The following is an 11663-nucleotide window of genomic DNA, read 5'->3' as shown; positions in this document are numbered from 1 at the left end:
TTCCCTCTCAGCCCAGCAGGACGTCGTCGTCACCGAGGCGCTTGAGCTCCCGGTAGATGATCGCAACGCCGGTGACGATGGCGGCGGCGGATACGGCCGCGTCGATGAGCCTCAGGGTGTCCCCGTCGCTGCGGGCCAGCTTGGCCTGCTTGGCGACGCTGAGCGCGCCGAACGCCGCACTGCCGAGCGACAGGTACAGCCCCTTCTTCGACTTCTTGAAGTTCTTTGCCTTGTCGGCCCTGGTACTCACAGCGACGGAGCCTCCTCGATCAGCGGGTGCCCCCAGCGTTCCACGAACGCGGCTTCCACAGCAGCACCAACCTTGTAAAGACGGTCGTCCTGCATCGCGGGGGCGATGATCTGCAGGCCCACCGGGAGGTTGTCCTCCGGTGCGAGACCGCAGGGCAGCGACATCGCGGCGTTGCCCGCGAGGTTCGTCGGGATGGTGCACAGGTCCGCGAGGTACATCGCCATCGGGTCGTCGGCGCGCTCGCCGATCGGGAAGGCGGTGGTCGGCGTCGTGGGCGAGACGATCACGTCCACCTGCTCGAACGCCTTCTCGAAGTCGCGCGTGATGAGCGTACGGACCTTCTGGGCGCTGCCGTAGTACGCGTCGTAGTAGCCGGAGCTGAGCGCGTACGTGCCGAGCATGATGCGGCGCTTGACCTCGTCGCCGAAGCCCGCCTCACGGGTGAGGGCGGTGACCTCCTCGGCGGAGTGCGTGCCGTCGTCGCCGGTGCGCAGGCCGTAGCGCAGGCCGTCGAAGCGGGCGAGGTTGCTCGAACACTCGGACGGCGCGATCAGGTAGTACGCCGAAAGGGCCAGGTCGAAGGACGGGCAGTCCAGCTCGACGATCTCGGCGCCCAGTTCCTTGAGAAGCGAGACGGACTCGTCGAAGCGCTGCACGACACCGGCCTGGTAGCCCTCGCCGCGGAACTGCTTGACGACACCGACGCGCATGCCTTCGACGCTGCCGTTGCGGGCGGCCTCGACGACGGCCGGGACGGGCGCGTCGATGGAGGTGGAGTCGAGGGGGTCGTGTCCGGCGATGACCTCGTGGAGGAGGGCGGCGTCGAGGACCGTACGGGCGCAGGGCCCACCCTGGTCGAGGGAGGACGAGAACGCGACCATGCCGTACCGCGAGACGGCGCCGTACGTCGGCTTCACGCCGACCGTGCCGGTGACGGAGGCGGGCTGGCGGATGGAGCCGCCGGTGTCCGTGCCGATGGCGAGGGGCGCCTGGTAGGAGGCGAGCGCGGCGGACGAACCGCCGCCGGAGCCGCCGGGGATCCTCGTCAGGTCCCAGGGGTTGCCGGTGGGCCCGTACGCGCTGTTCTCGGTGCTGGACCCCATGGCGAACTCGTCCATGTTGGTCTTGCCGAGAATGACGACGTCGGCCACCTTCAGCCGCTTGGTGAGCGTGGCGTCGTACGGCGGGATCCAGCCTTCGAGGATCTTCGAGCCGACGGTCGTCGGGATGCCCTCGGTGGTGAAGATGTCCTTGAGCGCGAGCGGGACGCCGGCGAGCGGGCCGAGCTTCTCGCCCTTCGCGCGCTTCTCGTCGACGGCTCGGGCCTGGGCGAGCGCCCCGTCCCGGTCGACGTGCAGGAAGGCGTGCACCTTCTCGTCGACTGCCTCGATGCGCGCGAGGTGGGCCTCGGTGACCTCGACGGCGGTGAGTTCACCGGCGGCGATCTTCCCGGCGATCTCCGCGGCGGTGAGCTTGATGATGTTGACGTTGCTGTCCGTCATGGTGGTTAGTCCTCCCCCAGGATCTGCGGCACCTTGAAACGCTGCTGCTCCTGGGCCGGGGCGCCGGAGAGCGCCTGCGCGGGGGTGAGCGACGGACGGACCTCGTCCGCGCGCATGACGTTCGTCAGCGGCAGCGGGTGGGAGGTCGGCGGTACGTCTTGGTCGGCGACCTCGCTGACGCGGGCGACCGCGCCGATGATGTCGTCGAGCTGGCCGGCGAAGTGGTCGAGCTCTTCGCCCTTCAGCTCCAGACGCGCCAGCCGGGCGAGGTGGGCGACCTCCTCGCGCGTGATGCCAGGCATGCAGCGATCCTCAGGGGTGAGTGAGTGTGGTGTGGCCCAATCCTATGGGTCGCACGGGAATCCCCGTACATCGGTTTCCCGGGCACGGCTCGGTGGGGGACGCATGGGGGTGGTATGAGCCGTACGGGCTGTACGGGGCTTATACACCGCACGACGAACGGAGGGCCGCCGACGGCGAGTACCCCGACGGGAAACCTTCACGTGTCAGGTGTGCCAGAAACGGGTGGTGCGGGCGGGAAAGAAATAACTACCGACCGCACCCAACTACTCCTCAGCTGCCGCAGGCAACGCCGCGGGCAAGGCGGCCTTCGGCCGCTGCCACCCCCGAGACCCCCGCGCCAGCAGCCACGCCGTGGCCTCCTCCGGCGGCATCGCCGCCGCGACGAGCCACCCCTGAACCGCGTCGCACCCGAGATCCCGGAGCCGCTCCCACGTCTCGTCGTCCTCGACACCCTCGGCGACGACCACCAGCCCGAGCGAGTGAGCGAGATCGATGGTGCACCGGACGATCTCGGCATCCTCGGTGTCAAAGGCGAGCCGGGCCACGAAGGACCGGTCGATCTTCAGCTCGCTCACGGGCAGCCGCCGCAGATGCACCAGCGACGAATACCCGGTCCCGAAGTCGTCGAGCGACATCTTCACGCCGTGCCCGGTCAGCCCCGCCAGGGTGTCCGCGGCGCGCTGCGGGTCCTCGAGCAGCACGTGTTCCGTTATCTCCAGCTGGAGCGACCCCGCGGGAACCCCGTGCCGAGCGAGCCGCGCGGCGACCGACCCGGCGAACCCGGGCGTGTGCACGTCCCGCGGTGACACATTGACGGCGACCGGCACCCGCAGCCCCCGGGCCCGCCACCGCGCCACCTGGGCGAGCGCCGTCTCCAGCACGTACTCGGTGAGATGCGGCATCAGCCCGGACGACTCGGCGATGGCTATGAACTCGTCCGGCGGCACCTTCCCGCGCTCGGGATGCACCCACCGTACGAGCGCCTCAAGGCCCGCCACCTGTCCGTCGAAGCGGACCTTGGGCTGGTAGTGCAGTTCGACGTCTCCCGCGTCGAGCGCCCGCCGCAGGTCCCCCAGCAGTCCGAGCCGGTCGGGGGTGTTGGAGTCCCGCTTGGACTCGTACACCTCCACGCCCGTGCGGTCGCGCTTCGCCTGGTACATCGCGACGTCCGCCCGCCGCAGCAGCCCCTCCGCGTCCAGCGCGTGATCGGGGAAGACGGCGAGCCCGGCGCTGGCCTCCAGGACGAGCGTGAGTCCGTCGAGGTCGAGCGGTGACCCGAGCGTAGCCACGAGATTGCGGGCGACCCGCGTGGCGGACGTCGTCGAGTCGACGATGGGCAGTAAGACGGCGAACTCGTCCCCGCCGAGCCGCGCGGCCTCCGCCCCGCGCGGCAGCGCCACCCGCAGCCGGTCCGCTATCTGCAACAGCAGCCGGTCTCCGGCGAGGTGGCCGAGCGTGTCATTCACGGCCCTGAAGCGATCGAGATCGATCAACATCAGAGCGGAACGTGCACCGATTCGTTCGGCGTCGTCCAGCGCCCGCCAGGTCCGTTCGAGCAGCCACTGCCGGTTGGGCAGTCCGGTGAGGGGGTCACGCAGTTGCTCCTCGGCCCGCGCCCGCGCTATCCAGAGCGTGGAGTCGAGAGCGATGAGCGGGACCGCGAAGAGCGGCAGCAACACGGGGAGGGCGATCGCGACGACACAGATCAGCGGGGCGATGCCGAGCAGCGCGACGGCGACCAGCCCCTGTCTGACCAGGGCCGTTCGGGCCACGGTCGGCAGTCCGGCCGTACGCGGCGCGTGGAGGTACCAGAGCAGCGCGCGGGAGACCACGAGATACGCCCCTGCCACCAACACCACCGAAGGTGCCGTGTAAACAGTCCAAGTCTCCGGTTTCCAGGGCGTCTCGACGGACGGCACCCGGCCGAACACGGCGAGCACCAGCGCCCCGGCGCCGATGCCCAGGATGTCCACCGCGCCGTGCAGCACGCCCTGCCGCCAGCGATGACGACGGGCTATGCCGACGAGGACGACGACCGTGAGGCTGACCATCCCGGCGGGCACCCAGCCGTACAGCATCAGGACGGAGAGGGTGAGGGCCCCGCCGGAGCCCGTACCGCCCCACCAGCGGGAACGGCCGAGCGCCACCAGGTGGCCGACGATGACGCCGACCAGGACCGCGAGCGCCCAGCCGGTGGAGCCGGACGGAAAGAGCGCGTGGTTCCCGGTGAACGCCCGGTAGAAGCCCGCGCCCAGGACGAACGCCGCCGATGTGACGACCGTCGTGGGCAGCGCGGGCCAGGACACCTGCTTGTCGGACTCGTGGCCCGGCATGTGGGACGGGGATCCGGGGACGGAGGTGAGGCGGCCGGGGCCGTGCCCGGCCGCCGCGCTGTACTGTCCGGCGGCGCGCACCTGCCCGCCCGGACGCCCTGTCGGCCGTGTGACCCTGAGGCCCGCTCCGAACTCCCGGCTTCGCTCCAGCAAGGGGTGCCCCCATCGCCGCACGCCGGTCACCCAGCGCGGGCGCAGCCGTGAGTCCGGGGCGGCGCTCTCGGTCGGTTCCATTCCCGTCCCTCTCACAGCCGGCGGTGCCCACGCCACGCGGCCCGATGCCCGACTAACCCTCAACGGCACCGCGTCTGATAACCCTTCCCCAGAGCTCCTGAAGAGCAGGGGATGCCCCAACCGCAGCTGGGCACGGCAGGCGCACACCTCAACAGTAGGCCGCAGAAGGCTTCCACGGGCAGCGGTCGACGACGGTTGCCCGAATGCGACCCGGCCACCCGTATGCATCTGGTATGCGCCGAACGGGTGGTCTTCAACCGCTACTCCTCGATCGGAAGCGCGACTTCGGCCGCCGCCTCCGGTCCTTGTTCGAGCAGGACGGCGAAGCCCTCCTCGTTCAGAACCGGCACTTTGAGCTGCATTGCCTTGTCGTACTTCGATCCTGGATTGTCACCCACGACAACAAAAGCCGTCTTCTTCGAAACCGAACCGGTCACTTTCGCTCCCCGGCTCTGGAGTGCCTCTTTCGCTCCGTCGCGGGTGTGATGTTCCAGGGTGCCGGTGACGACGACGGTGAGCCCTTCGAGCGGGCGGGGTCCCTCGTCCTCGCCGGAGCTCTCCTCCTCCATACGGACGCCCGCGGCCTTCCACTTGCGGAGGATCTCCTGGTGCCAGTCCACCGTGAACCACTGCTTCAGGGAGGCGGCGATGGTGGGCCCGACGCCCTCCACGGCGGCCAGCTCCTCCTCCGTGGCCTGCTGGACGCGGTCGATCGAGCGGAACTCGCGGGCCAGGGCCTCGGCAGCGACCGGCCCCACGTGCCGGATGGACAGGCCGGTGATGATCCGGGCCAGCGGACGCTCCTTGGCGGCCGCGATGAAGTCCAGCATCGCGAGCGCGTTCTTCTTCGGAGCGCCCTCCTGGTTGGCGAAGACCGTGGCGATCTTCTCCTCGCCGGTCTTCGGGTCCCGCTTGGGCAGTCCGCTGTCCTGGTCGAGGACGTACGCCTTGATGGGCAGCAACTGCTCGATGGTGAGGTCGAAGAGGTCGCCCTCGTCCCTCAGGGGCGGCTCGGCCGGCTCCAGGGGCTTGGTGAGCGCGGCGGCGGCCACGTAACCGAAGTTCTCGATGTCCAGGCACTTGCGGCCGCCGAGGTAGAAGAGGCGCTCGCGCAACTGGGCGGGGCAGGTCTGGCCGTTCGGGCAGCGGAGGTCGATGTCGCCCTCCTTGGCGGGCGCCAGCGGTGTGCCGCACTCGGGGCACTCGGCGGGCATCACGAACTCCCGCTCGCTGCCGTCCCGCAGGTCGACGACCGGGCCGAGGATCTCCGGGATGACGTCTCCGGCCTTGCGGAGCACCACGGTGTCGCCGATGAGGACGCCCTTGGCCTTCACCACGTCCTGGTTGTGCAGCGTGGCGAACTCGACCTCGGAGCCAGCCACCGTGACGGGCTCCACCTGCGCGTACGGAGTGACGCGGCCCGTGCGGCCCACGCCCACGCGGATGTTGACCAGCTTGGTGTTGACCTCCTCAGGCGCGTACTTCCAGGCGATCGCCCAGCGGGGCGCGCGGGAGGTCGAGCCGAGGCGGCCCTGGAGGGGGATCTCGTCGAGCTTGACGACGACGCCGTCGATCTCGTGCTCCACGGAGTGGCGGTTCTCTCCGTAGTAGGCGATGAACTCCCGTACGCCGTCGAGGTCGTCGACCACCTTGCCGTAGCGGGTCGTCGGCAGGCCCCACGCGTGCAGCAGTTCATAGGCCTGTGAGAGGCGGCTCATGCCGTCGAAGCCCTCAAGGGCGCCGATGCCGTGGACGACCATGTGCAGCGGCCGGGTCGCGGTGATGCGGGAGTCCTTCTGGCGGAGTGAACCCGCCGCCGCGTTGCGCGGGTTGGCGAAGGGCTTGTCACCCGCCTCCACCAGACGGGCGTTGAGCTCCTCGAACTTCTCCATCGGGAAGTAGACCTCGCCGCGGATCTCCACGAGGTCCGGGATGCGGTCGCCGTGGAGGCGGTCGGGGATCTCCGTGATCGTACGGACGTTGGGCGTGATGTCCTCGCCCGTACGGCCGTCGCCGCGGGTCGCCGCGCGCGTGAGACGGCCCTGCTCGTACGTGAGATTGACCGCGAGGCCGTCGACCTTCAGCTCGCACAGGAAGTGGTACGTGGACGTGCCGACGTCCTTGGCGACGCGGTCGGCCCAGGCGGCCAGCTCCTCGTCGTCGAAGGCGTTGTCGAGGGAGAGCATGCGCGAGCGGTGCTGGACGGCCGAGAACGTCGTGAAATCGCCCGCGTACGCCCCCGCGACCTTCTGGGTCGGCGAGTCCGGCGTGCGCAGCTCGGGATACTCGTCCTCCAACGCCTCCAGGGCGCGCAGGAGTTTGTCGAAGTCCGCGTCGCTGATGACCGGCGCGTCATTCCTGTAGTACCGGAAGCGGTGCTCCTCGATCTGCTCAGCGAGCTGCGCGTGCTTCTCCCGAGCCTCGGCGGGCACGGGCCCCGCAGCCGAGGCCATCTGTGCGTCCTTGTCGCCGGCCACCGTTTCGTCCTCCCGTTACTCTGGGTTGTCCGCGAGGGATCTCGCCGCCCGGACGCAGTGGGCGAGTGCCCCGCGCGCGTACTCGGGGGAAGCGCCCGCGAGTCCGCACGACGGGGTGAGTGTGACCGCGTCCGTGAGAAGCCCCGGATTCAGCCCCAGCCTGCGCCACAGCGTCCTGACACCCATGACGCTACCGGCAGGGTCTGACAATGCGGCATCCGTCCCCGGGACGACACCGGCGAAGAGCTTGGTCCCCCCTTCCACCGCTTCCCCGATCGTGTCGTCGTCACGCTCGGTGAGGAGTGCGAAGTCGAAGGAGACGGCGCTCGCTCCGGCTCTGCGCAGCAGCGCGAACGGGACGTCGGGCGCGCACGAGTGCACGACGACCGGGCCGCCGGCCTGTACCGACACGACGTCCCGCAGTGTGGCCTCGACGAGCTGCCGGTCGACGGCCCGGTGGGTGCGGTAGCCGCTCGCGGACCTCACCCGGCCGCTCAGTACGGCGAAGAGGGACGGTTCGTCGAGCTGCAGGACGACGTCGGCGCCGGGCACGCGACGGCGTACCTCGGCGAGGTGGTCACGCAGTCCCTCGGCGAGCGATCCGGCGAGGTCCCGGCAGGCGCCGGGGTCGGAGAGCGCCACCTCGCCGCCCCGCAGCTCCAGCGCGGCGGCGAGCGTCCAGGGACCCACCGCCTGGACCTTCAACGGGCCTTGGTAGCCCTGGGTGAACTCCTCCAGGGCGTCGAGGTCCTCGCCGAGCCAGGACCTGGCCCGCTTGGTGTCCCGCCCCGGCCGGTCCCCGAGCCGCCAGCCGCTGGGCTCCACGCGCGCGTACAGCTCGGCGAGCATCCCGGCGGTCCGCCCGATCATGTCGGCGCCGGGGCCCCGCGCGGGCAGTTCCGCCAGGAACGGCATGCCCGTCTCGGGGCCCTCGAAGGTCCCGGCCACGGTCTTGGCGGCCTCCCGGGCGTCCCCGCCCGGCATCGACCCGACACCGGTCGCGGGGCCGGGCCTGAACTCGCTGTTTTCGCTCACCCGGGCAGCCTACGGAATGCCCGCGGAAGGGGACGCCACAGTCCGTGTCCGAGGTCGGTGCGGGGGCGGGTCCGGCTCCGGGTTCGGGTCCCGGTCAGCGGCCGGGGCGTACCGTCAAGTCGTTGATCTCGGCGTCCCGGGGCAGGTCGAGGGCCATGAGGATGCTCGTCGCGACGGACTCGGGGTCGATCCACTTCGAGGCGTCGTACTCCTTGCCCTCCTGATGGTGGACCTTGGCCTGCATCGGGCTCGCGGTGCGGCCGGGATAGACGGTCGTGACGCGGACGCCGTTCGCGTGCTCCTCGTTGCGCAGAGAGTCGGCGAGGGCCTTCAGACCGTGCTTGGAGGCGGCGTACGCGGACCAGCCGGCGGAGGCGCTGAGGCCGGCGCCGGAGTTGACGAAGATCACATGGCCCTGGGTGACGCGGAGTTGGGGCAGGAAGTGCCGGGTCAGCTCGGCGGGCGCGATCAGGTTCACATCGAGCTGGTGACGCCAGGTCTTGGGGGTCAGCTCGCCGACCGGGCCGAGGTCGACGACACCCGCGATGTGCATCAGCGAGTCGATCCGGTCCGGCAGCGTCTGGTGCGAGAACGCCCAGGAGAGCCGGTCCGGGTCCGCGAGGTCACCGACGAGCGTCCGGGACCCGGGGAACTCGGCAGCCAGCTCCTTCGCGCGGCCCGCGTCGCGCGCGTGCAGGACGAGTTCGTCCCCGCGCGCGTGGAGGCGGCGGGCGACGGCCGCGCCGATGCCGGAACCGGCCCCGGTGATCAGATGAGTAGGCATGCCCGCCATGCTCGCACGCGCGTGTCCCTCCCCCGCCGGGCCCTGTCGCCGCTGCCGACGGCTCACTGCGTGCCCTGGCTCTCCTCCAGGTAGGCCAGCGCTCCGACGGGCTCCTCGGCGAAGAACACGAGCTCCGTGAGGGGCAGCGGCAGGAAGCCCTCGTCCTCCATGCGGCGGAACTGCTCCTTGAGACCGTCGTAGAAGCCCGCGGTGTTGAGCAGGACGACCGGCTTGTCGGTGTGCCCGTGCTTCTTCAGCTCCAGGATCTCCGTCGCCTCGTCGAGCGTGCCCGTACCACCGACCATGATCACGACGGCGTCGGCCTTCTCCAGGAGCAGCGCCTTGCGCTCGGCGAGGTCGGCCGCGACGACCATCTCGTCGGCGCCCGCGCGCGCCTTGGCCGCCAGGAACTCCACGGAGACGCCCAGCAGCCGTCCTCCCGCCTCCTGCACGCCGTCGGCGACCACCTTCATGAGACCGACGTCCGAACCGCCCCACACGAGGGTGTGCCCGCCCTTGCCGAGCAGCTCGGCGAACTCGCGGGCGGGGCGGGTGTAACGCTCGTCGAGGTCGGCGGCCGAGAGGAAGACGCAGATATTCATGGCTCCACGCTACGACCCGGCACCGACATCACGGGCCCGGATCCGGCGTCGCCGTCACCCGCATCCTCGACTGGCGGTGGGGCAGAGCCTCCCAGTCGGCCATGAAGCGGGCCGACAGGCCGTGGGAAGCGGCGAGCTCGACGAGGGTCTCCGTGCGGTAGTAGAAGTCCTCGTGCAGGACCTGGTGTTCCCTGCCCTCGGTCCGGTCGAAGGTGAAGTCGAAGAAGCCGCCGGGAGCGAGGATCCGGCCGACGTGCGCGAAGCACTCCTCGATGAGGTGCGGCGGCGAGTGCGAGAACACGCTGTGCGCGTGCACCACGTCGAAGTGCGCGTCCGGCAGGAACGCGAACGTCAGGTCGTCGGTGAGCGTCAGATGCGGCAGCCGGTCCTGCAGCCCCTCCCGTACGAGGGTGTCCTGGGCCGCGATGAGGATGTCCGGCGAGATGTCGATCCCGTAGTAGTGGCCGCTCTCCAGGTGGTCGATGAACAGCCGCCCGGCGCGCAGGTTCCCGCAGCCGATCTCCAGCATCCGGTGCTCCGGCTTCAGCCCGTGCCCCACCAGGTAGTCGAACTGCATCCGGCCGATCTGCGTCCACCGGTCGCGTGACGGGTTGTGGCCGACGGCCGACTCGGCGCCGCGCGCGGTGTCCGAGGCCATCACGGCCCGGTAGTACGCGATGTGGTCGTGGCCGTACCGCAGCCGCAGCCAGGCGTCACGCGTGGCCCGGCGCGCGTGCGCGGGGACCCTGTCGGGATACCGCAGGGCGTAGCGCACCTGGTGGGCGAGGGTCTTGCGGTTGCGGGTCAGGCGTGTGGCTCCCATGAGGACCTCCGCCGGAGAGAAGCCGAAGAGAATGAGAAAGAAGAAGAGACGGACGAAAAGCCGGGGACGAAGGGGAAGAACACGACAGCAGCCTGCGCTGTAGAGGGCGAGACCGCTACCTGAGGAGGCCGAAAAGCCGTGACGCAAGGCCACCGCATCACCATCGAGCAGGGCACCGAGCACGTCCGTGTCGTGCGTGGCGGAGAGGTGCTCGCGGAGAGCACCCGCCCGCTGCTGCTGCGCGAGACGGGCCTGCCCGTGCGCTACTACCTCCCCGCGGAGGACGTACGCCTCGATCTGCTGACGCCGTCGGAGACCCGCACCCACTGCCCCTTCAAGGGTGACGCGTCCTACTGGTCGCTGCCGGACGCCCCCGACCTTGTCTGGACATACCCCGACCCCAAGCCGGAGGTCGCCGAGATCAAGGACCACCTGTGCTTCTACGAAGTAGAAGCGGTGGAAGCCGTCTGACCGATGAGTTCCGGGCCGTCCGGCAGTCCTCACAGGCATGGAGAAGAAGACGATCTCGCGCGACGGCACGCCCATCGCGTACGAAGTCAGTGGTGAGGGCCCGGCGGTCATCTTCGTGACCGGGGCGATGGCCACGGGCGCTTCCGACGCGCCCCTGGCCTCGCTCCTGTCGGACCGGTTCGGCGCGGTCGTGTACGACCGCAGGGGCCGCGGCGACAGCGGTGACACACAGCCCTTCGCGGTGGCCCGGGAGGTCGAGGACATCGCGGCTCTCATCGAGGCCATGGGCGACGGCAGCGCGGCCCTGTACGGCATGTCGTCGGGCGCCGCGCTCGCCCTGGAGGCGGCGGCGAGCGGGCTGCCGATCAGCAAGGTCGCTGTCTACGAGCCGCCGTTCGCCGTCTACGAAGGGGGCGAAAAACAGCGCGCGGAGTACACCGAGCGCCTCACCCAGCTGCTGGCGCAGGACAGGCGCGGAGACGCGGTGGAGCTGTTCATCGCCCTGACCGGGGCACCCCCCGAGGTCATCAGGGGCATGCGGCACTCCGCCGTCTGGCCGGCCCTGGAGGCGGTCGCCCCGACCCTCGCGTACGACAACGCCGTGATGGGCGACGGGCTGGTGCCCCGCAAGCGCCTCGCCTCCGTCCCCGTGCCCGTGCTGGCCCTGGCGGGCGGCGCGAGTCCCGAGTGGATGCGCGAGTCCGCCCGGGCCACCGCGGAGGCGGCGCCGGACGGGACGTACCGCGTGCTGGAGGGCCAGACCCACGTGGTGGATCCGGGGGTACTGGCTCCGGCGCTGGCGGATTTCTTCGCCGAGTAGCCGAGTAAGCCGTGCAGCCGCTGTGTCGG

Annotated in this window: 11 protein-coding genes; 2 read left to right on the top strand and 9 right to left on the bottom strand. The window is 70.4% G+C overall.

What is annotated here, in order from left to right; translation table 11 throughout:
- Positions 1-7 precede the first annotated feature (7 nt).
- The 9 genes from ACH4YP_RS35450 to ACH4YP_RS35410 form a co-directional block, all read right to left on the bottom strand.
- Positions 8-250: a hypothetical protein gene (locus ACH4YP_RS35450; protein ID WP_361069086.1), complete on the bottom strand. Its 243-nt coding sequence runs from the start codon at positions 248-250 to the stop codon at positions 8-10.
- On the bottom strand, positions 247-1752 hold the full coding sequence (gene gatA, locus ACH4YP_RS35445) for an Asp-tRNA(Asn)/Glu-tRNA(Gln) amidotransferase subunit GatA (RefSeq protein WP_398494987.1): 1506 nt from the start codon (positions 1750-1752) through the stop codon (positions 247-249). The genes ACH4YP_RS35450 and gatA overlap by 4 nt, the downstream gene beginning before the upstream one ends.
- A gap of 5 nt (positions 1753-1757) precedes the next feature.
- The gene (gene gatC / locus ACH4YP_RS35440; RefSeq protein ID WP_003966094.1) at positions 1758-2054 is read right to left on the bottom strand and encodes an Asp-tRNA(Asn)/Glu-tRNA(Gln) amidotransferase subunit GatC; all 297 of its coding nucleotides are present in this window, start codon (positions 2052-2054) and stop codon (positions 1758-1760) included.
- 264 nt (positions 2055-2318) lie between these two features.
- Entirely contained in the window at positions 2319-4622 is a 2304-nt protein-coding gene (locus ACH4YP_RS35435) for a putative bifunctional diguanylate cyclase/phosphodiesterase (protein ID WP_398494985.1), read from the bottom strand.
- Between the two features lie 260 nt (positions 4623-4882).
- Complete coding sequence (gene ligA / locus ACH4YP_RS35430; RefSeq protein ID WP_398494983.1) at positions 4883-7099, bottom strand: NAD-dependent DNA ligase LigA; 2217 nt, start codon at positions 7097-7099, stop codon at positions 4883-4885.
- A gap of 15 nt (positions 7100-7114) precedes the next feature.
- Positions 7115-8134, bottom strand: coding sequence for a methionine synthase (locus ACH4YP_RS35425; RefSeq protein WP_398494981.1), 1020 nt, complete (start codon positions 8132-8134; stop codon positions 7115-7117).
- Between the two features lie 94 nt (positions 8135-8228).
- The gene (locus ACH4YP_RS35420) at positions 8229-8927 is read right to left on the bottom strand and encodes an SDR family oxidoreductase (protein ID WP_361069101.1); all 699 of its coding nucleotides are present in this window, start codon (positions 8925-8927) and stop codon (positions 8229-8231) included.
- Positions 8928-8980: 53 nt separating this feature from the next.
- Complete coding sequence (locus ACH4YP_RS35415) at positions 8981-9520, bottom strand: TIGR00730 family Rossman fold protein (RefSeq protein ID WP_361069104.1); 540 nt, start codon at positions 9518-9520, stop codon at positions 8981-8983.
- 28 nt (positions 9521-9548) lie between these two features.
- Entirely contained in the window at positions 9549-10343 is a 795-nt protein-coding gene (locus ACH4YP_RS35410; RefSeq protein ID WP_361069107.1) for a class I SAM-dependent methyltransferase, read from the bottom strand.
- Between the two features lie 138 nt (positions 10344-10481).
- Between ACH4YP_RS35410 and ACH4YP_RS35405 the strand changes: the two genes are divergently transcribed.
- Both ACH4YP_RS35405 and ACH4YP_RS35400 read left to right on the top strand, forming a co-directional pair.
- Positions 10482-10814 (top strand): DUF427 domain-containing protein, encoded by a 333-nt coding sequence (locus tag ACH4YP_RS35405; RefSeq protein ID WP_361069109.1) that lies wholly within the window; start codon positions 10482-10484, stop codon positions 10812-10814.
- A gap of 37 nt (positions 10815-10851) precedes the next feature.
- A complete protein-coding gene (locus ACH4YP_RS35400; RefSeq protein ID WP_361069112.1) occupies positions 10852-11634 on the top strand; it encodes an alpha/beta hydrolase in 783 nt (260 codons plus the stop codon).
- Positions 11635-11663 lie beyond the last annotated feature (29 nt).

Origin of the sequence: Streptomyces sp. NPDC020747 (assembly GCF_044334695.1) — a bacterium.
GTDB lineage: Bacteria > Actinomycetota > Actinomycetes > Streptomycetales > Streptomycetaceae > Streptomyces.
The sequence above is the reverse complement of the archived record's forward strand: the minus strand, read 5'-3'. Positions and strand labels throughout refer to the sequence as shown.